The organism is Luteimonas rhizosphaerae, assembly GCF_002849595.1.
Classification (GTDB): Bacteria; Pseudomonadota; Gammaproteobacteria; order Xanthomonadales; family Xanthomonadaceae; genus Luteimonas; species Luteimonas cellulosilyticus.
Window position 1 is genome coordinate 55,657 of sequence record NZ_NRQR01000024.1, and the last position, 25,385, is coordinate 81,041.

The following is a 25,385-nucleotide window of genomic DNA, read 5'->3' on the forward strand; positions in this document are numbered from 1 at the left end:
CGTCCCCGATGTGGCGCACCGACGCCCTGCTGCATCGGCGCGCCGGTGGCGTCAGCTGTCGACCTGGAACCCCGGGTTGAACACGACCTCCCAGACGTGCCCGTCCGGATCGGTGAAGTACCCGGCATAGCCGCCATAGAACGTGTCGGCCGGCGCTTTGACCGGCTCGGCGCCATGGGCCGTTGCCTGTTCGAACGCGGCGTCGACGTCCGCTTTCGAATCGACGTTGTAGGCGATGGTGATCGCGCCCGTGTGGGCCGACGGCACCGCAAGCGCGGTGTCGTGCGCAATGCTGGCCAGCGGCCACGCGGCGAGCTTCAATCCCGGGTGGATGTCGAAGAAGGCGACCGCTCCGTACTCGAGCTCCGCACCCACGATGCCGTCCGTGTTCAGGCCCAGGCCATCGCGATAGAACTGGACCGCCCGTTCGAGGTCACGGACACCCAGCGTCAAGACCGTAATTCCAAAGTTCATGTCGCTCTCCGAAGTGAGTAAGAGAACTCGGAACGACAACGGCGCCTTCTGAAGACTGCACACACACGACCTTCAGCCGACGCGAGTCGGTCCAAGGCCGCGGGGCCACAAGGGCGCAGAGCTCCACCAACGGAGCGGCTGGACTAACCATACCAGCCTGTCTTTTTCGGCCCGGTCAGCTTATGCAGCGCCGGAAGCGATTGCAACGCGGCTCGGCGGCGCCCGCGTTCCCGAGTCCGGCGCGCGCTCCCGACAGTACCGTTCGCGTCTGCGCGATCCTGCCTGCGCGTTGCAGATCGACGTCGGCAACAACCAGATGCCGCTTGACTGTCCCATGCGTGTCCGCTCGACTGGATCCGCGCCGCGCAGGCGTCGACAAGCAGACTGACTGACACGTCAGCCGGCGCGCGGCGCGAATGCCTCGAACAAACGCCTCTGTTCCGATGAGAAGACGCGATACGGCAGCGGCATCGCGCCGCCTTCCTCGAGTTCGATGAGATAGGCGCACGACAGACGATGCACGACGCCGACCTGGTCCCAGGTGCGGCTCGCAGTGTGGCCGCGGCTCGTGCGGGAGAGGCCGGACGCACTGAAGGTGAACGCACAATCGCCGACGCGCGCCATCTTCCAGCGGAAGACCACCGGCACGAACACGTCGAAGATCGCGATCTGCGAGACGGGCCAGTTCCACGGCCACCAGCGGTTCGGCGGCGTGACGGGCAGCGTGTGGCGCAACGCGATGGACTCGCGCAGCACCTGCTTGTATTCCCGCAGCTGGTACCTGACCGCCACGTCGATCTTCGGTGCCGTATGTTCCATGTGCTCCGCGTCCATGCACCCCGCCTAATCGTACTGCGCGATCTCGTCCGCGAGCCGCACCCAGCCGTGTTGCCGCATACCGTAGACCGACGTGGTCGGCGGTGGGAACGCCGGGTCGGCGAAGACGCCGAGCGGGATCGCGACCTGGCCGGGTTCCGCCTCCAGCCGGTACAGCACCGTGACGCCGCACACGGGGCAGAACGTGAACCGGGCCACGCGGCCCTCGTCGTTGACGCGCACGTACTCCCTGCCCGCGCCTTCGACAGTGACGTGCGCTGCAGGAAACCGCGCCTGCGCCGCGAACGCGCTGCCCGAGCGTGTCTGGCATGCGAGGCAGTGGCAGACCGACACGCGGACCGGTTCGCCTTCGGTGTGGACCGCGAGGCCACCGCAACTGCAACGGGCGTGACGGATGTGCATGGCATCTGGTGTCCGATTGGGCCGCTCCGCGGACGCGGCGCAGCGCTCTAGGCGCGACGCGGCGGTGCGCCCGCGCGCCTACTTCAGAATACGCCGCTGTCCGGCGCAGGCGTCGATGAGTTGCGCCAGGCGGCGGGCACGGGTCTCCGGGCGCTTGGCGCTGACGATCCAGTGGGTCATGAGGTTGCGGTAGCCCGGTGGCGATGCCACGAAGTACTGCCACGCCAAGCCGTCGCGCTGGAAGGTCCGCGTTTCGTCCGGCGCCAGCACTGCGGGCGCCGCGCGTTCGAACGCGTAGACCCCCGACCTGCTGTCGTCCCGCGCCGCGTATGCGGCAAGCCCGGCCGGCTGCATGCGCTGCTGCGCGATCAGCGCTTCGACCTTCGCGAGATTGACCCGGCTCCAGATCGAGCCGCGACGACGCGGCGTGAACCGGATCTGGTACGACGCATCGTCGATGCGCTTGCGCACGCCGTCGATCCAGCCGTAGCACAACGCCTCGTCCACCGAATCCGGCCACGTCATGCTGGGACGGCCGGACCCCACCTTGTGGAAGCCCACGATCAGCTCGGTCGCGGTGTCGTGGTGTTGCGCCAGCCAGGCGCGGAATTGCAGGGCGGTGTCGAAGAAGGTGGGCGACATGGGATTCGATCCGATGGGTGTCGCGCCCTTGGCGCACGGCGCGATGTGCAGCAGCTTGCGGCCAGCACGGCCGCTGGAGCAACGGGACCTGCACACCCGTTTCCCCATGTGACGCGGCGACCGTCCGTCGGATCGGCCCCGTGCAGGCGAGCAGGCCGCGGCGGCAGGTCTAGACTCGATGCCGCGGCCTGCGGGCGCGCGGCAACGGGAGGTGCGGGATGCGGACCTGGTGTCTTGCGGCAATGCTGGTGATCGGCGGTGTGGCACCGGCGTCGACGTTCGCCGCGGGCGACACGCCCCCCGAGCCGGCGCAGATCATGGCGATTCCACCGGAGCTGCACGACGCACTCCGCCAGGCGGTCGCCGAGCGCAGCACATCGCCGCAGGCCCGGCTCGAACTGCTGATGACCTTCCTGTTCGACCGCGAGCGCGGCCTCGGGATGGCCTACGACCACACGGCCACGTTGACCGTCGAAGAGGCCTATCGGACGCGCCGGGCCAACTGCCTCACCTTCACGATCCTCACGCTGGCGCTCGCCCGCGAACTCGGCCTCGACGCGCAGGCCCACCACCTCGACGAAGTGCTGTCCTGGCGGGAGGAGAACGCGAATCTCGTGCGCACCGACCACGTCAATACCGGCGTGCGCTTGCAACAGCGGCGGTACACGATCGATGTCGCGTCGAACGACATCCTGTCGCGGGCCTCGCCCAACCCGATCCGCGATGAGGTGCTGCTGGCGATGTACTTCAGCAACCGGGCCATGGAGCTCGTCATCGACGGCGACTACCTCGGCGCCGCGCCGTACATGGCGACGTCGCTGGCGCTCGATCCGGACTCGGCCGACAGCCTGAGCAACGCGGGCGTCGTGGCCCTGCGGACGGGCGACCTGCCGGCCGCGGAGCGGCACTACCGCGCCGCCCTCGCACGCAAGCCCGATCACCTCGGCGCACTCGCCAACCTGGCGCAGCTGTACGACCGGCAGGGGCAGGCCGACCGTGCGCAACAGCTGCGCACGCGCAGCGCCCGCGTGCTCGCGCGCGACCCCTTCCATCACTTCATGGCCGGCCATCAGGCCGAGGCGACCGGCGACTACGACACGGCCGTCGATCGCTACCGGCGTGCGGTCCGGCTCCATCCCGCCGAACACCGCTTCCACTTCGCGCTCGCCCGTGCGCTGCTGCAACAGGGCGACACGCGCCAGGCGATCCGGGTGCTGACGCAGGCGCGCAGGCGGGCCGACCAGGACAGCAGCACGCTTTACCAAGCGAAGCTCGATCTGTTGCGGTCAAAGGCGGCCAGATAGCACCGCATGGCGCATCTAGGTAAGTGAACCTGGCACCGTTATCTGCACCGTTATCTCCGCACGTCACAGACCTGATCGCATGAAGGGACCGCCGGCGTGGGGTGTGGTGTGTCGTCGGTCGCCTGTCCGAGGGCTGCACCGACACGTCACCACTTCAGTAGCCGGGTCAGAACAGCAGTGTGCCGATGACGAAGACGGCCGGAATCGACAGCAGACCGTACGTCACGAGGGTGGCGCGATAGGCCGGTGTGTCCGGGCTCAGTCGCCTACCCCAGGCCCGCATCGCCAATGCGACCCCCACTAGCGCCGGGAGAAAGAGCAGGGCCGACAGGTATCCGGAGCTCCCTTCGAACTTCGATGCGCCCGCGATGTAGGGGATGAGGAACGAAATCGCACCTGCCACTGTCACTGCGGCCAGCACTGAACAACATCGATGTAGGGCGCTTCTTTTCATGAGATTCCTGGGAATGACGTAGCGCCGCGCCCTTCGCAGTCGATGCCTTGCGAGACGCTCCCGCTAGAAATAAGTGAACCTGACCCCGTTATCTTCTGTCCGCTCACCCAGATGAAGCGGTTCTGCGAAGTCATTCAGAACGAAGGGCGCACTAGTTACCTAGCGCGACTGATGAAATTGGTGTGCCAATCGGGAGTTCTTTAACTTGCGACTGAATCTTACCGAGGCCACTAAAATGCACTATTAAGTCGCTCGCATAAAAGTTGTCAGGCTTGAAATCGCCACCGAGAGTCAGGGGAATCTTGTAGCTAAAACACTGACCAGAGCCAAGGCTGTGGCCAGCAGACAATAGGTCGCCCACAAGCTGAGGTGCAAACCATTGATCCGCTAGCTCCGGCTCCCGGCGCGAATCGTCGAATTTCTTTCTGCTGTCCGCTATGCGGGTTAGCTCTGCTCCACCAGTGTCGAGCCAGTAGATGGCGCCGGAGGCATCCTCCAAGAAGGCATCACCTAAAGCTGAAACCATCCGAAGCGACAAAGCTTCAGGGACGAGCCAGCGCCACTCCCTCATCAGGTCATCAGATGACTGACCTGACAGATCTACTGCCAGTTCCCGCCAAGTAATCTTCATGTACGGCCTGACACTTGAGTTAAGCCTAGCCACGGCGCGGTGTCGGCGTGAATGAATTCTCAGACGGATCACTTCGTGCAATAGACAACCGCAGTGCGGTCGTCTACCGGAGTACGCACCACCTTGCCCCTGGCGGCGTACTAACCCCAAAAAATTGAACTCTGACCCCTGTTTTCATCGATTACGCGAGTGCAATCAGTTGAGCGCCCTGCATGCCGAAACGGCATTGTTCGGGCCCGGGTCGTCCACGATACAGATCACGAACTTCGCGGACTTCTCAAGCGTGAACGTAAATCTGTTCCGGCTGTCCGACTCGTAGTTGGCACGCACGATAGCGCTCGACGTAATGCGCCAACCATCATTGAGTAGCGCTTCCATCGAGCTTTCCAGAGGCGCTCATCTCGTTGAAATAGCGTTCGATGCAAGAGCGCTGAATGCTGCTATGGAAGTAGCAAGGCCCACGGCGGCGACGAGTATATTCATTGCTTCAGCTCTCCAAAGATTAAGTTAACCTGACCCCGTTATCGTTACGCGACGCTTCGACCAGAATTGAGTGAACCCCGCACCGTTATCGCTTTTTAAGGGGATACGTCCTTCAACTCTCTTGATGTATCTAGCTTATCCAAGATGTGAAGAATCACGATTTCTCTTGCCTTGTCGGCCTTATCTCGCCGCTCCAACTCAGTCAGCGTCGTATCGGCCTCAATTGAGGCCACCTCGCTTTTTGCGCGCTCCAGCTCTTTCGAAATCCCAGCCAAAGATGCTGATAGATACGCTTGCTTTTTGGCATTGAGAATCTGCGCCCTCATGGATACAGCGGCTCCAATCATGCCGCCCGAAAAGGCACCGACAACGATGTTGAGCAAGCTCGATGCCATCTTAAGATCAGCCAAATGATCTTGGCCTGGTTGCAGCTTGGTGAGCGCATGCGAAACGTTCTCGACGGACACTTGGAAAAAGAAAGCTAGCGTTAGCGCGGTGATGGCCGGAACCAAGAAGCGCCAAGGCCTCGCTTGCATTTTTTCATTCACCGCAATGTGCATCGCGGCAGCGGCTCCAATCACTAAAACGACTGCCACTAGAAGGGTCGTCAGCATCGGATTTCCTCCCCCTAAAGATTGAAGTAAGTGTTAAGGCTCACCCGAGTAGCTTTCGCTTGCCTACTCGAACAAAATCTTCGTAAAGCGGCACGAACTCACGAGACTTTTGGTTCAAAACGCTCGCGTCCTCGAGGACAGAGGGAGGGCGCGGCCCCTCAGCCCGAAGCGCGTCGGGAAAGACCGAGGATTTATCCCCGTTTCCTACTGGCACCGTGCGCCTTGCGATTTCCATGCTCAGCTCCTGCGCTGCCTCGAAGAGTGCTTTGCGCTTTTTGTCCAGCGCACTATCTAAGAACTCTTTATCGACGTCACCCCATGTGGCCGCGAAGTTGAAGAATGGCCTTATTTGAGAAGACCAGAACGAGTTTCCGAAGTCGTGCTCTTTCAAAACGTTCAACGTGGGTTCGACCGGGAAATCTGTCAAGAATTTCTGGAAAAGCGCCCGGTCGTGATCCCGAGGGGGCTGGCCCACATTTAGCTGGTCTTTGACGTAGTCTTTCGCAAAGAAAGCGGCAATTGCCCCGACAAAGGCGATTGAAGCGTCCCAGCTTGGCTTGTTGTTAAAAGCGCCGTGTAAGAACCACGCTTCAGCGAGCATGAGTATGGTAACGGCAAGAATGTTCTCTACGCTGAGTCGCATGTCAGTGAGCCCTAACAGCCGAGTTAAGCCGCCCCGCGAAGCGGCGAGGACTTCCTTCGAAAAAGTGGACACCTTCTGGTTAGGCGCAAGTGCGTTCGTAGTCGGCAGGTGTGTGGTAATCGAGCGCCGAGTGTAGGCGCTGGTGGTTGTAGAAATCCGCGTAACCGCGAATGGCTGCCTGGAGCGAGTGGTCGCTGTTGAAGGTGTGCCGGTGATACAGATCGGACGCGGTGACGCCATGCAGGCGGCACAGCGACCTTACCGGGGCGGCTTCCGGATGGTGGGCGATGAAGGCGAAGATGTCGGCCTTGGATTGGAAGTGAACGCGATGGCTTTTTTAAAAGTTCATGCTCGACCTGCAACCGCTCGTACTTCCGCTTCACTTCGCGCAGCGCCTTGAGCTCTGCGGCCACCGTCTTGTCGAGTTCGATTCCCTTGGTCACGATCGCTCCCTCACGGGCCAGTTTTCGCCAACGAGACAGCATGAAGCGATGGATGTAAAGCGATTCGGCGATGTCGCGTACGGAGACGCCGGCGAGCTCGCTCAATCGCACGGCCGTCGCCTTGAAATGATCGCTGTAGCGATGGGTTGTTCTGGGGCCTGGTGCTGGCATGAAGACACTCCTAATCGTTAGGTCAGGGTGTCCACTAAACCGAAGGAACTACCGCATCGGCTTGGATGAATTGTTATGCGCTAGATGTGTACTAGGCGATGTTGTATGGCGTAGTGCTTCCCTTGTTCAGACAGGTAGAGATCACCGTCTTGATCCGTAGAGATGAGGTCCTGCTTGATTGCTTGGGCGATCAAAATGTCCAAGTAGATGCGCGAGATCCCGACCTGGCTGACGAGATTCTTGTAGATGGTGTACGTCGCCCCAGTCTCGAAGTCGGCTACCACTTGGCGCATGAGCAATTTGATTGGGTCGCCCGTCTTGTCGGGGCTAACTTCAGAAGCCGGCTGAAAAGGGTTGTTTCCAATTGGAGGCTTCTCAAACAGAGGTGCGCCATGAATTGTGCGCACAAGCTCATCAAATGAAAACTCCATTTGATCATCGCTCGAAAAGTCGATGTATAGCTTGCTCTTCAAGAAGGTAGGCACATCTGATGTGCCGAATTGCCTGATGATTGGAATGACCTTGCTCGAATCGATGTCACGCATCAGGTCTGACGTGACAATCATCTTCTCGTAGCCGACGCCACCCTTGCCAGAATTAGCCTTTTCTACATACGGGGCCGTGCACACCATCAAGACACGATCCGCCGTTCGGAGCTTGTTCTCCATGAAAGCAGGAAGATCGTCGCCGGGCCGTAGATCCCATTGGTCCAAGCTTGCATCCACGCCGCTGTTGCGGAGCTTGATGCCCAGATCGAGCACCCACTTTTTGTGCTCCAAGCTGTCGTGGGAGTAGGAAACGAATACCTTAGGGATGTCCATCGATGCTTCCATAGCGCATAACACTGAGTAGCGCCCAAAAAGCGCGTTATGCACATGGTGTTCCGGCCAAGCGCCGGCGGTCAATCGCTTCTCTCTCGGTTCTGAATTCAATCGCTAGCTGCCGATGCGTGAGCGATCGGTCGCGTTCGCTCCACGCGTTATCTCAGGATTCGCCTGATAACGCGGAGTACTTCGAGAAGTTCGATATGCACGCCTCCCAACGCAATCGGGGCGACCCGAAGGCCGCCCCGATGCGCAGACCGCATGACGCGCAGGGCGCGTCAGTCAGCTCACTTCAACCCACGATGCTCCAGCAGCGGCTCGACGCTCGGGTCCTGGCCGCGGAAGTCACGGTAGGCGGTCGGCAGGTCCTGCGAATGGCCGATCGACAGGATCTTGTCGCGGAAGGTCTGGCCGTTCTCGCGGGTCAAGCCGCCGTTCTCGCGGAACCACTGGAAGGCGTCGTGGTCGAGGACTTCGGCGCCGAAGTAGGCGTAGTAACCGGCCGCGTAACCGCCGCCCCAGATGTGGCTGAAATAGCTGGTGCGGTAGCGCGGCGGTACCGCCGGCAGGTCCACCTTGTACTGCGCCAGCGCCTGTTTCTCGAAGGTGTCGACGTCCTGCTTCGCGTCACCCGCGGGCAGGGTGTGCCAGGCGAGGTCGAGCAGCGCGGCCGACAGGTATTCCGTCGTCGCGTAGCCCTGGTTGAAGGTGCGGGCGGTGGCGATCTTGTTGACGAGGTCCTGCGGCATCGCCTCGCCGGTCTGGTAGTGCTTGGCGTAGTTGGCGAAGACGACGGGGTCGAGCGCCCAGTGCTCGTTGAACTGCGAGGGGAACTCGACGAAATCGCGCGGCACGTTGGTGCCGGCGAGGCTCGGGTATTTGGTGTCCGAGAAGAAGCCGTGCAGCGCGTGGCCGAATTCGTGGAACAGCGTGGTGACGTCGTCGAAGCTCAGCAGCGCGGGCTGGCCGGCGGCGGGTTTCGTGAAGTTCTCGACGTTGTAGACCACGGGGATGGTGCCGGTCAGGCCGTTCTGCTCGACGAAGTTGCCCATCCACGCGCCGCCCTGCTTGCTGTCGCGCTTGAACGGGTCGAGGTAGAACAGCGCGAGCTGGGTGCCGTCGGCGTCCATGATGTCGAACACGCGCACGTCGGGGTGGTAAACGGGAATGTCCTTCCGCTCCTTGGCGGTGATGCCGTAGAGCTGGTGGGCGGCGAAGAACACGCCATCAACGAGCACGCGGTCGAGCTCGAAGTACGGGCGGATCTGCGCCTCGTCGAGATCGAACTCGGCCTTGCGCACCTGCTCGGCGTAGAAATCCCAGTCGGCGGCGCCGGCGGTGAAGCCGCCGTTCTGCGCGTCGACAACGCCCTGGATCTTCGCCAGCTCGGCGCGCGCACGCGCGGTGGCCGCGGGCACGGTGTCGGTCAGCAGCTTCAGCGCGGTCTCGGGCGTCTTCGCCATCTGGTCGGCGATGCTGTAGGCGGCGTAGTTGGGGAAGCCCAGCAGCTGCGCCTTCTGCGCGCGCAGTTCGGCCAGGCGCTGGATGGTGGCGCGGGTGTCGTTGTCGTCGCCCTGCTCGGTGCGGGTCATCGACGCGTTCAACACGCGCTCGCGCAGCGCGCGGTTCTTCAGCGCGCCGAGCACCGGCTGCTGGGTGGTGTTCTGCAGGCTCAGCAGCCACTGGCCGTCCTTGCCGGCGGCCTTGGCGGCATCGGCCGCGGCGGCGATCGCGGCGTCGTCCAGGCCGTCGAGCTCGGCCACGTCGGTGACGAACACGCCGCCGGCGTTGCTGGCGGCCAGCAGCTTGTTGCCGAACGCGGTCGACAGCGTGCTTTCCTCGATGTTGAGCTTGCGCAGCGCGGGCTTGCCGTCCTCGCGCTCCGACAACTGGGCGCCGGCGCGGACGAAGCTGTCCTGGTAATGCTCGACGAGGCGCTTCTGCTGCGGATCGGTCAGCGTGTCGCGGGCCTCAAAGATCGTTTCGACGCGGGCGAACAGCGCGGGATCGAGATAGATCGCATCACTGTGCTCGGCGAGCTTGGGCGCCAGCGCTTCTTCGGCGGCCTGCAGCGTCGGGTTGGTGTGGGCGCCGGTCAGCATGAAGAACACGTTGGCCGCGCGCGTGAGCAGTTCGCCGCTGCGCTCCATCGCCTCGATGGTGTTCTCGAAGGTCGGCGGCTCGGGGTTGTCGGCGATCGCGCGGATCTCGGCGAGGTGCTGCTTCATGCCTTCTTCGATCGCCGGCTGGTAGTCGGCGTCTTTGAGCTTGTCGAACGCCGGCGCCTGGAACGGCAGCGTGCTGGCGGCGAAGAGGACGTTGTCGCCCGTGGCGGGGGCGGCGGTTTCGGTGGTGGGCATGGGGGCCTCGGGCGCGGGGCGGTCGCCGCAGGCGGCCAGCGCCAGCGCGATCGCGGAAGACAGGAGCAAGGTACGCAACATGGGAGGGAACTCCGGAAAGACAACACGGGGCTGACGTCTGCCGCGCAGCTGCGGCCCGCCAGCCGCGCAGCGTGCGCCGATGGCGCGCGGCTGGGAATGTGCCGTTGGTTGGTCGGTTCAGCGGGTGGCGGGCGCGCGGGTGCTGGCGGCGAAGCGGGTGTCGCTGCAGGCGCCGGGCTCGATGTCGTCGATGCCGCCGTCCACGCGGATCGCACCCGGCTCCAGGCTGTCTGCGTCCGGCACGACGACCGCCGCCGTCAGCTGCGCGGCGCGGGCGCTCTCCGACGCGGTGGCCGCGGCCTGCAGCGTGGCGAGCTGGCGCGCGACGTTGAGGGCAGTCGGGTGGTCCGGGGGCAGCGTGGTGATCGCCGGATGCCGCGCCAGCACCGAGAACCAGGCGAGCGACTGGGCGAGGTCCGGCGTGGTGGTCTGGGCGAGGAAGGGACGCCAGTGGCCGCCGTCGCTGTCGGCATAGGCCATCGCCAGCGCGTAGATGCTGGCCGCGTCGCCCTGCATGGCCGCGCGCCGGGCGATGGCTTCGGCCTCGCGCCGGTAGGTCTGCAATGCGGGCAGGGCATCCATCAGATCGTGCCAGCGGAAGGCGTTGCCGATGGCGTAGTGACGCATCGACGGCACGTGGCCGGCCAGCGCCGCCTGGCGCCAGTAGCGGGCCCGGGCGTCGGGCGACAGCGGCGCGATCTCGTCGCATTGCGCCACGAACTGCGCCTGTTCGCTGCGCGCCTGCAGCTGCTGCACGCGCATGGCCTCGACATGCGCACGCGCTTCGTCCGAGTCCGCAGTGCCCAGACGCCGCGTCTGCCACGCGGGGTCCTGCGCGTCGCGCGCGACCATCGAGCGCAGCCGGGTGCGTCCCGTTTCGCAGCGCTGGTGCTCGACCGCCAGACGGCAGGCCGCGCGGGCCTCGCCATTGGCGGCGCGGCGCACGAGATCGTCGTGGATCTGCGCGAGCGGCGTGTCGAGGTCCGGCAACGGGGCGGCGATGTCGACGGCGGCAGCGGCCACGCGCGCGGGACGCGGGCTGGCGGCTGGGGTGGCCTCGCGCTGGGCATCGGCTGCGGCGGTCCGGCTCGCGTCGGCGTCCGGCCCCGTCAGCAGCCCCGGACGGCCGAGCAGAAACCCGAGGCCGCCGGCCAGCAGCAGCGCGGCGACGATCAGCAGAAAGCGAGGAGCCATGCGGCGCGATCCCTGTGCCGGTGACGGGTCAGACGGTGCCGCGGTTCTTGCCCATCCACGGCGCGTACCACGCGCGGATCTCGGCCATGTCGGCATCGGGATCGTCGCCGGGATGGAACAGCGGACCGAAGCCGATGACCTTGTCGGGGTAGTGGAAGTACATGCGCAGGATCGGCACGTTGGCGGTCTTCGCGATCTTGAGGAAACCCGGCTTCCAGCGTTCGACGCGCTTGCGCGTGCCTTCCGGCGCCAGGCCGTACCAGAACGGTTGCGGACCGTTGATCGCGGCGGCGGCCTGCTGGACCACGCCGTAGGCCTTGCTGCGGTCGACCGGGATCACGCCGAGCTTGCGCAGCACCCAGCCGAGCACCGGGATGCGGAACAGCGAATCCTTGCCGAGCACGCGGATGTCGAGGCCCAGCGCAGCCTTCGCGGCGAAGCCCCAGACGCCGTCCCAGTTCGAGGAATGCGGCGCGCCGATCAGCACCAGACGCGGCTCGTCCGGCAGTTCGCCGATCAGGCGCCAGCCGCCGAGACGGAGGATGTTGCGGCCCACCCAGCGTGCGAGCCGGCTGGGTTTGACGCGTGGCGCGCGCGGCGGCACGGCAAGCAGATGATCGTGGGTCGGTGTCCTCATGCGTCCTCGGCGCTAATCCCAGTCGCGCACGGCGCGACCCTTCTTGATGGTACTGCGTTCGCGTTTCGCGCCCAGCCGCCGCTCCTTCGAGCCGCGCGTCGGCCGCGTGGCGATGCGCTTGCGCGGCGCCTGCAGGCCGCTGGCGATGAAAGCGTCCAGCCGCTCGCGCGCGTCCTGGCGGTTGCGTTCCTGGGTGCGGAAGCGCTGGGCGTTGATGACGAACACGCCGTCGTCGGTGAGCCGCCGGTCGCGCTTGGCCAACAGCCGCGCGCGCACGTCCTCGTGCAGCGTGGGCGAATTGGCGATGTCGAAGCGCAGCTCGACCGCGGTCGCGACCTTGTTGACGTTCTGCCCGCCCGGCCCGCTCGCGCGCACGAAGCGCTCGACGAGTTCCTGTTCCGGGATGGCGGGCGGCGTGGTCATCGGCGGCGATTGTAGTCGCTGCACGCAGCGCGCCGGTGAGCGCGGCAGTGCCGCCGGCCTGCGGCTAGAGTAGGCGCCCACCCTCGACATGGAGATGCCACATGGCACGTCGTTTTCAGCTGCTCGCCCTGCTCGCCCTCGTCCTGACCGCTCCCGCGGCCTTCGCCGCGCCGCCGAGCGCGGCGCAGATCGACCGGCTGCTGGAGGTCATGCGCGCCGAGCAGACCGTGACCACGATGATCCCGCAGGTCGCGGCCTCGCAGCAGCAGATGCTGGCGCAGCTCACGCAGGACGCCGACCCGCAGCAGCGCGAGGCCGCGGCGCGCGTGGCGAAGGCCTCGTTGCGTTCGATCGAGACCGCATTGTCGTGGGAGGCGCTGCAGCCGCTGTACCACGACATCTACGCCAAGACGTTCACCGCCGAGGACACCGAGGCGATGACCGCGTTCTACAGCAGCCCGGCGGGCCAGAACCTGCTCGACAAGATGCCGCTGCTGATGCAGAACACGATGGCCGCGGTGCAGACGCTGCTGCTGCCGATGCTGCAGCAGCTGGAGCAGGACCTGCGCGAGGAACTCGAGGCCACGGCGCCCGCCGCGGACTGAGGTCCTGCCGGCACGCCGCCCTCAGTCGGTCGGCGTGCCGGGAAACAGCAGCAGCGCCCGTGCGAATTCCGCGTCGGGCGCGGCGGCGACCGTCATGCGCGCGCTGGTCTGCGGATGCGTGAAGCCCAGGCGCTCGGCGTGCAGCAGCATGCGGTGCAGGCCGAGCATGCGGAAGTGGCGGTTGTGCCGGCCGTCGCCGTGGCTGGTGTCGCCGATCAGGTGATGCGACAGGTGCTTGAGATGGCGGCGGATCTGGCGGAAGCGCCCGGTCAGCGGTTCGGCGCGCAGCAGCGCGTAGCGCGAGGTCGCGAACCCCGACGACGGCAGCGCGAGCTCGGTCGTCGCCAGCCGGGTGAAGCGGGTCTGCGCAGGTTTCTTCAGCGGCTTGCCCGGGCCGCCGTCGAGCGGATGGTCGACCAGCAGATCGGCGTCCGGCCAGCCGCGGCAGATCGCGAGGTAGTGCTTGTCGACGCTGCGCGACATCAGCTGTTCGCCGAGCGCGGCCGCGGTGTCGCGATCGAAGGCGATCAGCAGCACGCCGCTTGTCGCGCGGTCGAGCCGGTGGGCGAGGAAGATCTGGCGACCGAACTGGTCCCGCAGGTGGTCGGCGAGGAATTCCTGTTCGCCGCGCGCCAGCTTGCTGTCGTGAACCATCATGCCGGCCGGCTTGTCGACCACGGCCAGCCAGCGGTCCTCGTACAACACCTCGATCATCGCGTGCATCCGTCGCGTGCACGCGGCGGGGCGCCGGATGCGGTCTGCTATTTTCGCCGATCTTCGTCGTCGGGCAGGGCTGTCATGGGAATCGCGTGTCGCTGGACTGTGGTGCTGCTGCTGGCGGGCCTCGTCACCGGGCCGGCGGGGGCCGCGCCGGCGCGCCTCGAGGCGCCGGTGCACAGCGCCGACGGCATCGACGAATACCGCTTCGACAACGGCCTGCGCGTCGTGCTGTTCCCCGACGCCAGCAAGCCGGTGACGACGGTCAATCTGGTCTATCGGGTCGGCTCGCGGCACGAGCACTACGGCGAGACCGGCATGGCCCACCTGCTCGAACACCTGGTGTTCAAGGGCACGCCGGCGCATCCCGACATCCCGGGCGAGATGCGCAAGCGCGGCATCCGCTTCAACGGCACCACGTGGCTGGACCGCACGAACTACTTCGCCAGTTTCAGTCGCGATCCCGACACCCTGGCCTGGCTGCTGCAGCTCGGTACGCAGCTGCGGCATGGTGATGCGCAAGGGCAAACTGCCGTCACCGCAGGCGCGCGCGTGCATGGACCTGATCCAGTCCGACCTGTTCGTGCGCCGCGACTACTACGACAGCGGGCATTCGGAGCGGTGATGTCGCTGGCTGAAGCGGCGGAGGCTACGCTGCCCACCGACGATCGCCCTGCGCTCCCGTCGCCGGTGCGAGGCCGGAGTTCCGCCCTCAACGGGTGATTTCGACGGGATCTTGCGTGCGTTGCGCCGCATCCGGTCCGTGGCGGGTCTGTTCCTGTTCCCGCAATCGTTGCTCCCCGGCCTGCAGCCACGCTTGACCGGCCTCGCCATCGAGATACTGCCGCGAGGTCACCTCGATCGCCCCGCCATTCCCCAGGCGCGCCTGTTCCAGCAGGCGTTCGACGAAGGCGCTCTGCCCGGACGCCGCCTGTTGCACGTCCGGGGCGACCGGCACGGGCGCGATGGCGACCGGCCGCCAGGCCAGGCCCGCCGCCAGGGCCTCGTTGCGCGGTTCGGCATCGCGGCAATCGATCCGGCACAGCGCTGGTGGGGCCAGGTCTTCCTGGTGGGCGCGCGTGCCCAGTCGATCGTAGATCGACGTCCTGTAGAACACCTGGTGGTCCTCGGACCGGTGGATGACGTTGCGCGCGGGATCCGACGGTTCCTCGCGTTTCTCGAGGAACGGCCGGTCGCTCAACGCATTGAGGTAGTCGACCATCAGGTTACCGCTGCGGATCGATAGTCCGTCGAGGGTATAGCTGCCGCCGATGTTGCTGTGCGCGCCGGCCACCTGGACGTTGAGGAAGCGCCCGTCCGCCGTTGCGCCCGGGTCCAGGATCCGCGTGCCCTGGAACAGGTTCCTGCGCTCGTCCTCGGCCGTGATCTGGAAGCCCGACACCACGGTCGCCGCGAGCCGCCGGTCATGGTCGCGAGGTGTTCCTGTTCCGACCGGATCGAACAGGCCGGCCGCCTGTACGACCGACCCGGGCTCGCGGAGCGGCGGGCGGGTTGGTTCGATGCGTTCGATCAACCCATCGCGTCCGCGCACGACTTCCGCGCCCTCCGGGTTCCAGATGCCACGTTCCTCGACCAGCTTGGTGAAGCCCGCGGTCTGCTCGGCTCCTCGACTGAAACCGATGGCCGCAACGCGGATGTCGGCGTCGGGGTTCTGCTTCAGCCAGGCATCCGCCTGCAGCATGAACCGCAAGTACATTTCCTCCAGCCGCGCCTCGTAGGTGTGTCCCGACGCGAGGTCCCGGGTTCCGCCGAGACCACCTTGGGTACCGACGCCTTCGACATAACCGGATCCAATATTGACGATGCCTTCTTTTCGCCGCTCCTCGACCTGCTGGTGAATGCGCGCCACATTCGTGTGGTTCTCCGGTGCATCGCGGAACATGCTGTTTCCGGTGCCATCGAAGGCCGCAACGAAGAGTCGATCATCCTGATTGCCACTATTGATCAGCAGTGGCGCGGAGAAGCCAGCCAGCTCGCGACTGGCACGTACGTAACTCTCGATGTCTTCAACCGTTGCGGGGTAGGTCGCTACGCCGTCAGGATGTCTATCAGCACCCATGGTTTCCCTCCATGATTTTCCACAGGATCAGTAGGTCCGAGTCCAGGCAAGAATCAACTCGTGTCGTGAATACCCCCTGCGCCCTTCAACGACTTGCTCTCCCTTGGTCGATACGAACGCCCGCATATAAACGTTGATGGTACGGTCGTTGACTTCGAGTACGACTTCGGCCGTTCCAGGGCTTCCATCGACCTCCTCGCGCGGGACGTTATGAAGGATGACCTGGTCCTTGAAGATTTCGCCGATATCTACTTCCGCTTGATGCGAAGTGCCATCCTTCGACCGCCAGCTCACATGTGCTGGAGGCGGAAAATTCATGATCCCCAAGTGTCCTGCGGAAAGGTTTTCAGGGTATTTTTCTCCCAACGAATCCGAAGATATCTGCAACTTGTCGTTTGGCTCGGTCCTGCGGTAACCCCCGTATGAGATCTGGCACGCGTAGGTTGAGTAGCAAAACGCACCGAAGCTATGCTGCACAAACTTCAGCGGCCAATCGGCGACGGAATTTTCCGCCTTGCGCGATCCGGAGGAAGACGCATCCTGTGTGGTTGTGGCCATGCCCTGGCACCCTGTGATTGAAAACACTGCTGCAACGATCGCGGCCGCGAGCGGGCGCGTCGATGCGCCGCCGGCCCGCGTCCTGGTCGATGGCTGCCCCATTTTCTGCTCCATTTCCTTCCGACCACGTGGCCGTTGGCGAAAATGACATTAGCGATTAGTGCAGCCGTGATCAAACCTTGCTTTGCAAGGCCGATGATCGCGACAACCTCGCACCATCGAACGTCCCAAGCGACGATGGCCGCATAACTGTGTCAGCGCCGGTCCGGCATCCGGACCAGAGGCTCAAACCGCGCCGCGATCCCTCCCCTGCCACGGCCGGTATCAGGCACGCAGCGCCGGCATGTCGCCCTTGATGTGGAACAGCGTGCCAATGCCGATAACCCGGTCCGGGTCATGAAAGTACGTCGGTAGGATCGGTACCTCCGCGCTTCGGGCGACTCAAGGGGCCGGTCTTCCGGAGGCGCACCTCGCGCGCCAACGACGGCGAACTGATCACGCTGGTGGCGGCGAATCTCTACCTCGACCGCACCCTCGCCTACTCCGCCGCATTCGAGGAACGCCTGCGCGCGCTGACGCCGGCCGACGTACAGGCCGCGATGGCGCGGCACCTGCGGCCGGAGGCGCTGACGGTCTTCATCGGCGGCGATGTGCAAGCGGACGCCGGTGCGGGCACTGGCGCCGGCGACGATTGAGGGCGCGATCGCGGCGCGGAATAGCGGCGTGGCTGCGAGGGTGGTTAGGGTCGCGTTGCGTCTACGACTACGTCGCTGCATTGTGCGCGCGGTCGAAGCTCCGACATGGGTGGCGAGCGTGCGCCCTCCATGCCCTGCAGGAGCGCGCTTGCGCGCGAACCATGTCACAGGTGGCGATGACTGCGGTTGCGTAAGAGGTCTGCGAATCCCGGCCAGGAGACGGTGCGCGTGGGCCGACTGTCGCGCGCGAGCGCGCTCCTACAAAAGATGCGCTGTCTCATTGCTGCAAGCCCTGCGGGCGCGGGCTCGCGTGCGAGCGCATGTTGCGGATGGCGAGCGCTGTGAACCGTGGTGTGGCGCGCGCCAGACCGTATGCCAGATACGGCTAATGCGCGTTTCCTATGCGGATGGTTGTCGCGCGCGAGCGCGCTCCTACAACAGGCGGCTCCTGTAGAAGCGCGCTTGCGCGCGACAGGAGGTTGCCGATTGCGACTCCTCGCGCATTCGACACGACAACTGCGACGAACGGCACTCACGGACCGATCGACACCCCGGCTGCCCAACAAAAAAACGGGCCGTCACCGGCCCGCTTCGTCATTGCGGTTGGGTGGCGGCTCAGCCGGCCGGCGGCTGCGCCGCCATCTGCGCGAGCTCGTCGCACATCTGCTGCTGCTGCGGCGCGGTCGCGCCTTCGAACTGCGCGCGGACCTTGTCGTAGGCCGAGGTGAACTCGGTTTCGAAGGTCGTCGCGTCGCCGCCCATCTGCTCGAAATTCTGGCGCTGCTGCTCTTTCGCGTCCGCGAGCTGCGCAGGGTCGTGCGTGGGCTCGCAGCTTTCGACGGCGGCGTGCATCGCGCCGCCGAGGCCGGCGAGCTGGGTCAGCATGGGATTGCCGCCGGCGACCGGATCGGCAGGATCGGCGGCGCCCGGCATGCCCGGCTGCGGCGCGGCATCGGCCGGCGGCGCCGCGGCTTCGGTCTCGGCCGGGGTCGGCGTGGCCGCGGCGTCGGGCGTGGGCTCGGCCGTGCCGCCACAGGCAGCCAGGGCGAGGGTGAGCGCGGTGGCCAGCAACGCCGGCGCAGTACGGTGGAAACGCGGAATGCGCATGTCGATCCTTCACATCGAAAGTGGAATCGAGCCTAGCAGACGCCTGCGTCACCGGGCGCGACCGCGCACGCGGTCACGGCGTGTCCGGCGTCGCGCGTCGCGACGTGTAGGCCTGCAGGTGGCACCACGCGGTCGCGAGCCGCGGCGCATCGATGCCTGCCGCCTGCGCGCGATGCCACAGGTCGCCGACGATGTGCGCGCCCTCGACGTCCTGCCCCGCTTCGAGGTCGCGCAGCATCGACGCGGTCGTCGTCGACTCGGCCTGCGTCAGCAGCTTGCGCGCGCCGGCGCGCACCTGGCCGGGCACCGGGTACCCGGCCGCCGCCGCAACCGCCAGGCATTCGTCGTGCAGCGCGGCAAGGAAGTCGGGTCCGCCTTCGCTGGCGACGATGCGGCCGATGCTCGCGCGCATCGTGCAGGTGGCGGCGGCCAGCGTGGTCAGGAACGCGAACTTGTTCCATGCCGCCTGCAGGAAGGTCTCGCTGCAGACGTGCTCGAAGCCTTCCGCGCGCGTGCACAGATCGGCCAGCGCGCGGGTGCGTGCGCTGCCGTTGCGCGCGGGATCGCGTTCGCCGAAGGTCATCGACGGCGGCGAAGGAAGATGCACGATCTCGCCGTCCGCGCCCTTCATCGCGCTGATGAAGCACAGGCCGCCGAGCACGCGTTCGGCGCCGAAGCGCGCGTCGAGCGTCGCGTAATGCAGCAGCCCGTTGAGGATCGGCATGACGGCCGTGTCCGCGCCGACGGCGGGCGCGATCGCGTCGATCGAACTGTCGAGGTCGTAGGCCTTGCAGCTCAGCAGCACCAGGTCGAAGGGACGCTCGGCGGCCAACGCCGGCAGCGCGTCGGCAGTGACGTGCGCGACGGCGAGGTCGGCGTCGCCGAGCGCGCTGCGGATGCGCAGGCCATCGCGCGCGAGCTGCGCCGCACGCGGCGGGCGCACGAGGAAGGTCACGTCGGCGCCGGATTGCGCGAGGCGACCGCCGAAGTAACCACCGGTGCCGCCGGCACCGAGAACGAGAATACGCATGAGCGGACCATTGAGCCGACGTGGGGCAGTCATGGTGACCAGACCGCGGCGCCAGAGCAATTGCATGGCCTGCGATTGGCACGGTGCAGATCATCCACTCCCGCCATCTCGACGTTTCTCGCCCTCGTCCGATCGCGCAGAGGCGCGCGCCGGGTCCCGAATCAGATCGGGGCTGCAACAGGTTGGACTACGGTCGCCGCACCAGCTCGACGCGACGGTTTGCAGCGCGACCCGTCTCATCGGCATTGTCTGCAACCGGGCGACTGTCCCCATGGCCCACGGCATCGAGGCGATCGCTGGCAATACCGGCTTCGGTCAGCGCCGCGACTACCGATGCGGCGCGCGCCTGGGACAGTGTGCGATTGCGAACAGGGTCACCGGTGTTGTCGGTATGGCCTTCGATCGACAGCGCCAACGCGTCGTCCGCCTGCAGCAGCTCAACGACCTGCACAATCTGCGGCTGCGAGTCAGCCAGGATCTCGGCGCGGTCGGTCGCGAAATGCACCTGCAGCGCGACGCGACCCGTATCGGTCAATGCCTGTTCCAGCGCGCTGGCGGGCAGCAGCGTCGAGGTCACCTGCAATGCCTGCTCCTGCACGACGATCAGGCCTGCGAAATTCCCGGCGCGGCAGGTGCGGACCCAGACGTTGCCGTCGTCACGGCGCAACACGAAGATCTGCTCCGGACTGAAGCCGTAACAGTTCGCCTCGGTGCGGTACTGCTTCATCACACGGGAGATCTCATCGCCCACCTCGCGCGGCGACTGACCGGCGAACACCTCGACGCCGCCGGCGGCGGTGACGACGCGCTCCAGATTGCGGACGACCTCCAGGTCGGAGAACTGCTTGTCCTTCGACTGGTCGCGATCGACGCCAATGCCGGTCGCATAGACGCGGCCCTCGACCCGGTGGACGCCCGATCCTGTCCAGAATGCAGCCTCGCCGAAATCCAGGCGTCGGGTCGAGTTGAACGCCTCGCCGTAGCCTTCGGGAATCGAGAAGAACGGGAATTCGCCCAACACCTGCGTCGACAATGGCAGCGCATCGATGTTGAATCCGGCCGGCGCGGCGTCGCGATCCGCATCCTGCACGGGGGCATCCACGGACGCCGAATCGTCGGCGTCGCCCTCGGCGGGCGCGGCCCGTTCGACCGGCGCATCACCCGGCAGGACCTCGGCCGGCGCGTCGGACGGCTGCGCGCAGCCTGCAATCAGTACGGCAAGACCCGCCGCCAGCACACGATGTGATCCCGACATTCCCTGTCTCCTCCATCCGGTTAGGACGGAGACCTTAGCAAATGCGCGGACGCTCAGCTGCGCAATCCGATCCCGCGCTTGAGCAGCCACAGCGCCAGCGCGCCGAGCCCGACGACGAAGCCGAGCATCAGCGCGAACGACACGCCGACCGACACGTCGCTGACGCCGAGCAGGCCGTAGCGGAACGCATTGACCATGTAGAAGATCGGATTCGCGTGCGTCGCGGTCTCGGCCCAGCCGGGCAGCAGCGAGACCGAATAGAACACGCCGCCCAGATACGTCAGCGGGGTCAGGATGAAGATCGGCACGATGGCGACGTCGTCGAACTTCTTCGCGTAGACCGCGTTGACGAAACCGGCCAGCGCGAAGATCGTCGCGCCCAGCAGCACGGTGGCGAAGGTCACCAGCGGATGCGGGATGCGCACGGTGGTGAAGAGCATCGCGATGCACAGCACGATGACGCCGACGGCGAGACCGCGCGTGACCGCGCCGATCACGTAGCCGCCGAGGATCACCCAGTTGGGCATCGGGCTGACCAGCAGTTCCTCGACGTGGCGGCCGAACTTCGCGCCGAAGAAGCTCGACGAGATGTTGCCGTAGCTGTTCTGGATCACGCTCATCATCACCAGGCCGGGGACGATGAAATCCATGTAGCGGATGCCGTCCATCTCGCCGACGCGCGCGCCGATGAGGCCGCCGAAGATCAGGAAGTACAGCGTCATCGTGATCGCCGGCGGCACCAGGGTCTGGCCCCAGATGCGCAGGATGCGGACAATCTCGCGGCGCGCGATGGTCACCAGCGCGACCCAGTGGCGCTGCGCGGTGCCCTCGACGGCGGCGACGTCGGTGTGGGTGGTCTTGGCGGTCATGCCGACGGCTCCTGTTGCGAGGCGGCGTTGGGGCCGGTCATGCGCACGAACAGTTCCTCGAGGCGGTTGGACTTGGTGCGCATCGAGCGCACGCGGATGCCGGCGGCGTCGAGCGTGGCGAACACGCGGTTGAGATCCATCGCGCGCGGCATGTCGATGTCGAGCGTGTGGTCGTCGGTGGCGACGAGGGTCGCACCCTCGATCGGCGGCAACGTCGCCGGGAGCGAGCCGTCGATGTCGAGCAGGAACCCCTCGACGTCGAGTTTCGACAGCAGCACGCGCATCGGGCCCTGCTCGACGATGCCGCCGCGATCGATGATCGCGAGGTTGCGGCACAGGCTTTCGGCTTCCTCGAGGTAGTGCGTGGTCAGGATGATCGTCGTGCCGGCGGCGTTGATCTCCTTGAGCGTCTGCCACATGCCGCGGCGGATCTCGATGTCGACCCCGGCGGTGGGCTCGTCGAGGATCAGCAGGCGCGGGCGCGTCATCATCGCGCGGGCGATCATCAGCCGGCGCTTCATGCCGCCCGACAGCGTGCGCGACATGGTCCGCGCCTTGTCCCACAACTGCGCGCGCTTGAGTTCCTCTTCGGCCCGCACCATCGCCTCGGCGCGCGGGATGCCGTAGAAGCCCGCGTAGTTGACGAGGATGTCGAAGGGCTTTTCGAACAGGTTGAAGTTCAGCTCCTGCGGCACCAGGCCGATCAGGCGCATCGCTTCGTCGCGGCGCGTGTGCAGGTCGGTGCCGAACAGGCGCACGTCGCCCGAGGTCTTGTTGACCAGCGAAGAGACGATGCCGATCAGGGTCGACTTGCCGGCGCCGTTGGGACCGAGCAGGGCGAAGAAATCGCCGGGCGCGACGTCGAGCGACACGCCCTTGAGCGCTTCCACGCCACCGGCGTAGGTCTTGCGCAGATCGCGCACCGACAAAGCCGGCACTGCGGCCGGCGTGGGAGTGGTTGGCATCATGGTCCAGTGCCTGTGCCGCGGAGCGCGCGGCGAAGGCGTTAGTATAGGCGCCCGGTCGCGCCCGACCCTGCGATGCAGTGTTGCGCGCGTTCCTCCGGGCGTTTCCGCCCGGCCCTCTCCCGCTTCGCTCCGGTTGACTTCGTGGCCATCCAGCAGTTCCCGCTCAAGCTCATCGGCCGTCGCATGATCGCGCCGACCGTCGCCCATCTGTCGTTCGTCCGCGACGACGGCCTGCCGCTGGATTTCATCCCCGGCCAGTTCATCCAGGTGCATTTCAGCTACGCCGACGGCACGGCGCCCAAGCGCTCGTATTCGATCTCGGTGACCACGTGCAGGCCAGCGGGCCGTTCGGCCGTTTCTGCCTGATGCCGCAGGACACCAACCGGCGTTACCTGCTGGTCGGTACCGGTACCGGTGTCACGCCATACCGCGCGATGCTGCCGCAACTGGAGAAGGCGATCGCCGAGCGCGGCGTCGAGGTCGTGCTGCTGATGGGCGCGCGCACGCCGGAAGAGCTGCTGTACGGGGACGATTTCCGCGCGTTCGCCGATCGCCACCCGGCGTTCCGTTTCGTGCCCTGCTTCTCGCGCGAGCTGCCGGAGGCGCCGCATGCCGACGTGCGTCATGGCTACGTGCAGCAGTTCCTGCCGGAGTTCGCACCGTCCGCCGAGGGCGACATCGCCTACCTGTGCGGCAATCCGAACATGGTCGACGCGACCTTCGATGCGTTGAAGGACGCGGGCCTGCCGATTCCGCTGATCCGCCGCGAGAAATATGTCAGCAGCAAGTGACGCTGTCGCCGACGCATCGCCTTCGGCACGCAGCACGCGCAGCGGGAAGTCCGGCGCCGGCACGTAAAGCTGGCGCATAGACGCGGCGTCACGCGCGCATGCGTGAACCCGCAGGCCCGTACCAGATGCCGGCGGACCGGGTGGCGGCACTGGACCACAGGACAGGAAGAACCGGCATGGACACCGCCGACGACCTCATCGACGCCCCGGACATCGCCGCGCTGATGCCGCCCGCGCCCGGCGCGCCTGTCGCGCGGCCGCCCCTGTGGCGTCGCCTGTTGCCCGTGGTCGGCGGGTTCCTCGGCGGTGGCCTCGTCGGCGCGGGTGTCGCGGCCATCGCACTGCCGATGCTCGACGCGTTGCCGGCGTCCGCCGGGATCGCACTGCTGGCCGGTGTCTTCCTCTCGCTGTGGCCGAACATCGTGCTCCACGAGGCCGGCCATGCGCTGGCCGGGCTGTCGCGCGGCATGTCCGCGATCGCGTTCGGCGTGGGGCCGCTGCGCTGCGAGCGCGGCAGCGATCACCGCTGGCGCGTTCGCCACGGCGGCGGCGTGCGTGGCATCGGCGGGTTCGCAGCGCTGTTGCCGCGTGGCGAGCGCGGCCTGTCGCGCGTCGACCAGATGGTGTTCCTGTCGGGCGGACCGCTGGCGAACCTGCTGACGACGGCGGTCCTCGTCGCACTCGTGGCGTGGGCGCCGTTGCCGGCGTGGCTGGCCGGCGCGCTGCTCGGCACGGCGTTGGGCGCGGCGACGCTCGGCCTCGGCAATCTGGTCCCGCTGCATCTGCACGGCTGGCGCTCCGACGGGCGCGGCCTGCTCGACCTGCTTCGGCGCACGCCCGATGCGGCGCTGCAACTGCAGATCAACCAGCTGATGGCATTGAGCCTGGCCGGCGTACGCCCGCGCGACTGGCCGGCCGCCGCGCTGCCCGCGAGCGAGGGCGCGATCGCCAGCACCGGCCTGCGGCAGTCGGCGCAGATGCTGCGGCTGTCGCACGCGATCGATGCCCGCGATGCGGCCCGCGCGCGGCCCGATGCGCTGGCGTTGACCGCCGCGTTCGCCGACGCGCCGCCGGTGTTCCAGAGCGCCATCGCCGTGTCGCTCGCCAGCCATGCGGCCCTGCTGGTCGGCGATCGCGGTCTGGTCTCGGCCTGGCGGCTGCGCTGCGAGGGCGGGCTGATGGACCTGTCGCCGTACCGCGCGTGGCTGGATGCGGAGATCGCACGCCTCGACGGCGACCGCGCTGCCGTCGCGTCGCATGTCGCGCGCGCACGCGCGCTGGTGGGACGGGTACCCGATGCGGCGAGCCGTCTGCTCGTCGACGAGCGGCTCGATGCGCTGCTCGACCCGGTCCCGTAGGCGCGTGCCGGCGCGCGCGAGGCATTCCCATGGCGGCCCGTCGCGCGCGAGCCCGCGCCTGCACACGTGCTCGTGTGTAAAGGCTGCTTGACACGCAAAGATCGAGCGACGATGCTCGCTGTCAAGCTCACTTGACACCCGGTGCCTTCATGACGTTCCGCTCCGCCACGCGTCCTCTGCTTGCGACCTCCCTGCTGCTGCTCGTGGCAGCGCTCGCCCTGCGGCTCGCGGTGCCCGCGGCGCCCGACTGGACCAGCGGGCTGCTCCTGCTGTCGGGCGCGGCGCTGGGCGGGCTGGTGCTGTCGCGCCGCGCGGGGAGCTGCGCGGCCGCGCCGCCGGCGCTGCAGCGGCGCTACACCCGCGACATGCTGATCGGCATGGGCGCTTACGTCGCGTTGCTGGTCTGCTCGCTGCTGCTGCTGCGCCATGTCGAGGCGCCGGCGCTGCGCGCGCTGGTCGCGCTGCTGCCGGTCGCGCCGATCGCCCTGGTGTTGCGGGCGATGGTGCGCTTCATCCGCGGCGTCGACGAGCTGCAGCAACGCATCGAGCTGGAGGCGGTCTGCATCGCCGCCGCCGTGGTCTCGTTCGCCTACATGACCGGCGGCTTCCTGCAGGCGGCGCGGGTCATCGACGTACCGGCGAGCGCGGCGATGCTGTGGGTCTTCCCGCTGGTCTGCGGCGGTTATGGCGTCGCCAAGGCCGTCGTCGCGCGGCGCTACCGTTGAGCACGCGGCG

The 25,385-nt window shown here is 66.5% G+C and carries 29 protein-coding genes and 2 pseudogenes; 7 read left to right on the forward strand and 24 right to left on the reverse strand.

Translation table 11 applies throughout. The annotated features are described in order from the left end of the window. Window positions 1–51 precede the first annotated feature (51 nt). From CJ022_RS12025 to CJ022_RS12040, 4 genes are all read right to left on the reverse strand, one after another. Entirely contained in the window at window positions 52–474 is a 423-nt protein-coding gene (locus tag CJ022_RS12025; protein WP_101926887.1) for a VOC family protein, read from the reverse strand. Window positions 475–870: 396 nt separating this feature from the next. After that, window positions 871–1,293, reverse strand: a complete 423-nt coding sequence (locus tag CJ022_RS12030; RefSeq protein WP_143703954.1) for a YcxB family protein — start codon at window positions 1,291–1,293, stop codon at window positions 871–873. Between the two features lie 24 nt (window positions 1,294–1,317). After that, window positions 1,318–1,713: a GFA family protein gene (locus tag CJ022_RS12035; RefSeq protein ID WP_101926889.1), complete on the reverse strand. Its 396-nt coding sequence runs from the start codon at window positions 1,711–1,713 to the stop codon at window positions 1,318–1,320. Window positions 1,714–1,791: 78 nt separating this feature from the next. Then, window positions 1,792–2,355, reverse strand: coding sequence for a YdeI/OmpD-associated family protein (locus tag CJ022_RS12040; protein WP_101926890.1), 564 nt, complete (start codon window positions 2,353–2,355; stop codon window positions 1,792–1,794). 404 nt (window positions 2,356–2,759) lie between these two features. Between CJ022_RS12040 and CJ022_RS12045 the strand changes: the two genes are divergently transcribed. After that, window positions 2,760–3,659, forward strand: a complete 900-nt coding sequence (locus CJ022_RS12045; protein WP_158238409.1) for a tetratricopeptide repeat protein — start codon at window positions 2,760–2,762, stop codon at window positions 3,657–3,659. A 166-nt stretch (window positions 3,660–3,825) separates the two neighbouring features. On the opposite strand, the gene CJ022_RS12050 is transcribed toward CJ022_RS12045, so the two are convergent. The 12 genes and pseudogenes from CJ022_RS12050 to arfB form a co-directional block, all read right to left on the reverse strand. Beyond that, entirely contained in the window at window positions 3,826–4,113 is a 288-nt protein-coding gene (locus CJ022_RS12050) for a hypothetical protein (RefSeq protein WP_158238410.1), read from the reverse strand. A gap of 151 nt (window positions 4,114–4,264) precedes the next feature. Further along, window positions 4,265–4,744: a T6SS immunity protein Tdi1 domain-containing protein gene (locus tag CJ022_RS12055; RefSeq protein WP_101926893.1), complete on the reverse strand. Its 480-nt coding sequence runs from the start codon at window positions 4,742–4,744 to the stop codon at window positions 4,265–4,267. A gap of 195 nt (window positions 4,745–4,939) precedes the next feature. Beyond that, on the reverse strand, window positions 4,940–5,122 hold the full coding sequence (locus CJ022_RS16810) for a hypothetical protein (protein WP_143703956.1): 183 nt from the start codon (window positions 5,120–5,122) through the stop codon (window positions 4,940–4,942). Window positions 5,123–5,322: 200 nt separating this feature from the next. After that, a complete protein-coding gene (locus CJ022_RS16815) occupies window positions 5,323–5,841 on the reverse strand; it encodes a hypothetical protein (RefSeq protein WP_143703957.1) in 519 nt (172 codons plus the stop codon). 40 nt (window positions 5,842–5,881) lie between these two features. Continuing rightward, window positions 5,882–6,556, reverse strand: coding sequence for a hypothetical protein (locus CJ022_RS16820; RefSeq protein ID WP_159744536.1), 675 nt, complete (start codon window positions 6,554–6,556; stop codon window positions 5,882–5,884). Between the two features lie 7 nt (window positions 6,557–6,563). Beyond that, entirely contained in the window at window positions 6,564–6,785 is a 222-nt protein-coding gene (locus tag CJ022_RS17785; protein WP_425490858.1) for an IS3 family transposase, read from the reverse strand. A gap of 139 nt (window positions 6,786–6,924) precedes the next feature. Beyond that, a pseudogene (locus CJ022_RS17790) lies at window positions 6,925–7,098 on the reverse strand (transposase); the annotation flags it as partial. An 80-nt stretch (window positions 7,099–7,178) separates the two neighbouring features. Continuing rightward, the gene (locus tag CJ022_RS12065) at window positions 7,179–7,919 is read right to left on the reverse strand and encodes a toll/interleukin-1 receptor domain-containing protein (RefSeq protein ID WP_101926895.1); all 741 of its coding nucleotides are present in this window, start codon (window positions 7,917–7,919) and stop codon (window positions 7,179–7,181) included. Window positions 7,920–8,209: 290 nt separating this feature from the next. Next, on the reverse strand, window positions 8,210–10,363 hold the full coding sequence (gene dcp / locus CJ022_RS12070) for a peptidyl-dipeptidase Dcp (protein WP_101926896.1): 2,154 nt from the start codon (window positions 10,361–10,363) through the stop codon (window positions 8,210–8,212). Window positions 10,364–10,480: 117 nt separating this feature from the next. Beyond that, window positions 10,481–11,557, reverse strand: a complete 1,077-nt coding sequence (locus tag CJ022_RS12075; RefSeq protein ID WP_101926897.1) for a hypothetical protein — start codon at window positions 11,555–11,557, stop codon at window positions 10,481–10,483. 28 nt (window positions 11,558–11,585) lie between these two features. Beyond that, window positions 11,586–12,194 carry a lysophospholipid acyltransferase family protein gene (locus CJ022_RS12080; RefSeq protein ID WP_101926898.1) on the reverse strand — a complete coding sequence of 203 codons (609 nt, stop codon included), beginning with the start codon at window positions 12,192–12,194 and terminating at the stop codon, window positions 11,586–11,588. A gap of 12 nt (window positions 12,195–12,206) precedes the next feature. After that, complete coding sequence (arfB, locus tag CJ022_RS12085; protein ID WP_101926899.1) at window positions 12,207–12,617, reverse strand: alternative ribosome rescue aminoacyl-tRNA hydrolase ArfB; 411 nt, start codon at window positions 12,615–12,617, stop codon at window positions 12,207–12,209. 101 nt (window positions 12,618–12,718) lie between these two features. On the opposite strand from arfB, the gene CJ022_RS12090 reads away from it, so the two are divergent. Next, window positions 12,719–13,222, forward strand: a complete 504-nt coding sequence (locus CJ022_RS12090) for a DUF2059 domain-containing protein (RefSeq protein ID WP_101926900.1) — start codon at window positions 12,719–12,721, stop codon at window positions 13,220–13,222. Between the two features lie 21 nt (window positions 13,223–13,243). On the opposite strand, the gene CJ022_RS12095 is transcribed toward CJ022_RS12090, so the two are convergent. Then, window positions 13,244–13,945 (reverse strand): pseudouridine synthase, encoded by a 702-nt coding sequence (locus CJ022_RS12095; RefSeq protein WP_101926901.1) that lies wholly within the window; start codon window positions 13,943–13,945, stop codon window positions 13,244–13,246. 75 nt (window positions 13,946–14,020) lie between these two features. On the opposite strand from CJ022_RS12095, the gene CJ022_RS17795 reads away from it, so the two are divergent. Next, window positions 14,021–14,662, forward strand: a complete 642-nt coding sequence (locus CJ022_RS17795) for a M16 family metallopeptidase (RefSeq protein WP_425490852.1) — start codon at window positions 14,021–14,023, stop codon at window positions 14,660–14,662. Here the strand turns inward: CJ022_RS17795 and CJ022_RS12110 are convergent. Together CJ022_RS12110 and CJ022_RS16825 are read right to left on the reverse strand one after the other, a co-directional pair. After that, a complete protein-coding gene (locus CJ022_RS12110; protein ID WP_101926902.1) occupies window positions 14,652–16,019 on the reverse strand; it encodes a T6SS phospholipase effector Tle1-like catalytic domain-containing protein in 1,368 nt (455 codons plus the stop codon). The two genes, CJ022_RS17795 and CJ022_RS12110, sit on opposite strands and share 11 nt — an antisense overlap. A 27-nt stretch (window positions 16,020–16,046) precedes the next feature. Beyond that, window positions 16,047–16,691: a hypothetical protein gene (locus tag CJ022_RS16825; RefSeq protein ID WP_143703959.1), complete on the reverse strand. Its 645-nt coding sequence runs from the start codon at window positions 16,689–16,691 to the stop codon at window positions 16,047–16,049. 389 nt (window positions 16,692–17,080) lie between these two features. Here CJ022_RS16825 and CJ022_RS12115 point away from each other — a divergent pair, with 389 nt between their 5' ends. Continuing rightward, window positions 17,081–17,272 (forward strand): hypothetical protein, encoded by a 192-nt coding sequence (locus tag CJ022_RS12115; RefSeq protein ID WP_101926903.1) that lies wholly within the window; start codon window positions 17,081–17,083, stop codon window positions 17,270–17,272. A 615-nt stretch (window positions 17,273–17,887) separates the two neighbouring features. Here CJ022_RS12115 and CJ022_RS12120 read toward each other — a convergent pair. The 5 genes from CJ022_RS12120 to CJ022_RS12140 all read right to left on the reverse strand — a co-directional run bounded on the left by CJ022_RS12120 (window position 17,888) and on the right by CJ022_RS12140 (window position 22,498). Then, window positions 17,888–18,379 (reverse strand): hypothetical protein, encoded by a 492-nt coding sequence (locus CJ022_RS12120; protein ID WP_101926904.1) that lies wholly within the window; start codon window positions 18,377–18,379, stop codon window positions 17,888–17,890. A 73-nt stretch (window positions 18,380–18,452) separates the two neighbouring features. Next, the gene (gene panE, locus CJ022_RS12125) at window positions 18,453–19,409 is read right to left on the reverse strand and encodes a 2-dehydropantoate 2-reductase (RefSeq protein WP_101926905.1); all 957 of its coding nucleotides are present in this window, start codon (window positions 19,407–19,409) and stop codon (window positions 18,453–18,455) included. Window positions 19,410–19,596: 187 nt separating this feature from the next. Beyond that, entirely contained in the window at window positions 19,597–20,646 is a 1,050-nt protein-coding gene (locus CJ022_RS12130; RefSeq protein ID WP_101926906.1) for an OmpA family protein, read from the reverse strand. A gap of 71 nt (window positions 20,647–20,717) precedes the next feature. Beyond that, window positions 20,718–21,533 (reverse strand): ABC transporter permease, encoded by an 816-nt coding sequence (locus tag CJ022_RS12135; RefSeq protein WP_101926907.1) that lies wholly within the window; start codon window positions 21,531–21,533, stop codon window positions 20,718–20,720. Next, complete coding sequence (locus CJ022_RS12140) at window positions 21,530–22,498, reverse strand: ABC transporter ATP-binding protein (RefSeq protein ID WP_425490853.1); 969 nt, start codon at window positions 22,496–22,498, stop codon at window positions 21,530–21,532. The genes CJ022_RS12135 and CJ022_RS12140 overlap by 4 nt, the downstream gene beginning before the upstream one ends. Before the next feature lie 186 nt (window positions 22,499–22,684). Between CJ022_RS12140 and CJ022_RS12145 the strand changes: the two are divergent. The 3 genes and pseudogenes from CJ022_RS12145 (at window position 22,685) to CJ022_RS12155 (ending at window position 25,375) form a co-directional block, all read left to right on the forward strand. Next, window positions 22,685–23,292: pseudogene (locus CJ022_RS12145) on the forward strand (ferredoxin--NADP reductase). 176 nt (window positions 23,293–23,468) lie between these two features. Further along, window positions 23,469–24,650 (forward strand): hypothetical protein, encoded by a 1,182-nt coding sequence (locus tag CJ022_RS12150; protein ID WP_101926909.1) that lies wholly within the window; start codon window positions 23,469–23,471, stop codon window positions 24,648–24,650. 149 nt (window positions 24,651–24,799) lie between these two features. Beyond that, window positions 24,800–25,375: a hypothetical protein gene (locus CJ022_RS12155; RefSeq protein ID WP_233198743.1), complete on the forward strand. Its 576-nt coding sequence runs from the start codon at window positions 24,800–24,802 to the stop codon at window positions 25,373–25,375. Window positions 25,376–25,385: the final 10 nt, after the last annotated feature.

Excerpts from the sequence above, each read along its gene's own strand:
- CJ022_RS12025 (WP_101926887.1), bottom strand. The coding sequence starts at position 474 with ATGAACTTTGGAATTACGGTCTTGACGCTGGGTGTCCGTGACCTCGAA.
- CJ022_RS12030 (WP_143703954.1), bottom strand. The coding sequence starts at position 1,293 with ATGGAACATACGGCACCGAAGATCGACGTGGCGGTCAGGTACCAGCTG.
- CJ022_RS12035 (WP_101926889.1), bottom strand. The coding sequence starts at position 1,713 with ATGCACATCCGTCACGCCCGTTGCAGTTGCGGTGGCCTCGCGGTCCAC.
- CJ022_RS12040 (WP_101926890.1), bottom strand. The coding sequence starts at position 2,355 with ATGTCGCCCACCTTCTTCGACACCGCCCTGCAATTCCGCGCCTGGCTG.
- CJ022_RS12045 (WP_158238409.1), top strand. The coding sequence starts at position 2,760 with ATGACCTTCCTGTTCGACCGCGAGCGCGGCCTCGGGATGGCCTACGAC.
- CJ022_RS12050 (WP_158238410.1), bottom strand. The coding sequence starts at position 4,113 with ATGAAAAGAAGCGCCCTACATCGATGTTGTTCAGTGCTGGCCGCAGTG.
- CJ022_RS12055 (WP_101926893.1), bottom strand. The coding sequence starts at position 4,744 with ATGAAGATTACTTGGCGGGAACTGGCAGTAGATCTGTCAGGTCAGTCA.
- CJ022_RS16810 (WP_143703956.1), bottom strand. The coding sequence starts at position 5,122 with ATGGAAGCGCTACTCAATGATGGTTGGCGCATTACGTCGAGCGCTATC.
- CJ022_RS16815 (WP_143703957.1), bottom strand. The coding sequence starts at position 5,841 with ATGCTGACGACCCTTCTAGTGGCAGTCGTTTTAGTGATTGGAGCCGCT.
- CJ022_RS12065 (WP_101926895.1), bottom strand. The coding sequence starts at position 7,919 with ATGGACATCCCTAAGGTATTCGTTTCCTACTCCCACGACAGCTTGGAG.
- dcp (WP_101926896.1), bottom strand. The coding sequence starts at position 10,363 with ATGTTGCGTACCTTGCTCCTGTCTTCCGCGATCGCGCTGGCGCTGGCC.
- CJ022_RS12075 (WP_101926897.1), bottom strand. The coding sequence starts at position 11,557 with ATGGCTCCTCGCTTTCTGCTGATCGTCGCCGCGCTGCTGCTGGCCGGC.
- CJ022_RS12080 (WP_101926898.1), bottom strand. The coding sequence starts at position 12,194 with ATGAGGACACCGACCCACGATCATCTGCTTGCCGTGCCGCCGCGCGCG.
- arfB (WP_101926899.1), bottom strand. The coding sequence starts at position 12,617 with ATGACCACGCCGCCCGCCATCCCGGAACAGGAACTCGTCGAGCGCTTC.
- CJ022_RS12090 (WP_101926900.1), top strand. The coding sequence starts at position 12,719 with ATGGCACGTCGTTTTCAGCTGCTCGCCCTGCTCGCCCTCGTCCTGACC.
- CJ022_RS12095 (WP_101926901.1), bottom strand. The coding sequence starts at position 13,945 with ATGCACGCGATGATCGAGGTGTTGTACGAGGACCGCTGGCTGGCCGTG.
- CJ022_RS17795 (WP_425490852.1), top strand. The coding sequence starts at position 14,021 with ATGGGAATCGCGTGTCGCTGGACTGTGGTGCTGCTGCTGGCGGGCCTC.
- CJ022_RS12110 (WP_101926902.1), bottom strand. The coding sequence starts at position 16,019 with ATGGGTGCTGATAGACATCCTGACGGCGTAGCGACCTACCCCGCAACG.
- CJ022_RS16825 (WP_143703959.1), bottom strand. The coding sequence starts at position 16,691 with ATGGAGCAGAAAATGGGGCAGCCATCGACCAGGACGCGGGCCGGCGGC.
- CJ022_RS12120 (WP_101926904.1), bottom strand. The coding sequence starts at position 18,379 with ATGCGCATTCCGCGTTTCCACCGTACTGCGCCGGCGTTGCTGGCCACC.
- panE (WP_101926905.1), bottom strand. The coding sequence starts at position 19,409 with ATGCGTATTCTCGTTCTCGGTGCCGGCGGCACCGGTGGTTACTTCGGC.
- CJ022_RS12135 (WP_101926907.1), bottom strand. The coding sequence starts at position 21,533 with ATGACCGCCAAGACCACCCACACCGACGTCGCCGCCGTCGAGGGCACC.
- CJ022_RS12140 (WP_425490853.1), bottom strand. The coding sequence starts at position 22,498 with ATGCCAACCACTCCCACGCCGGCCGCAGTGCCGGCTTTGTCGGTGCGC.
- CJ022_RS12150 (WP_101926909.1), top strand. The coding sequence starts at position 23,469 with ATGGACACCGCCGACGACCTCATCGACGCCCCGGACATCGCCGCGCTG.
- CJ022_RS12155 (WP_233198743.1), top strand. The coding sequence starts at position 24,800 with ATGACGTTCCGCTCCGCCACGCGTCCTCTGCTTGCGACCTCCCTGCTG.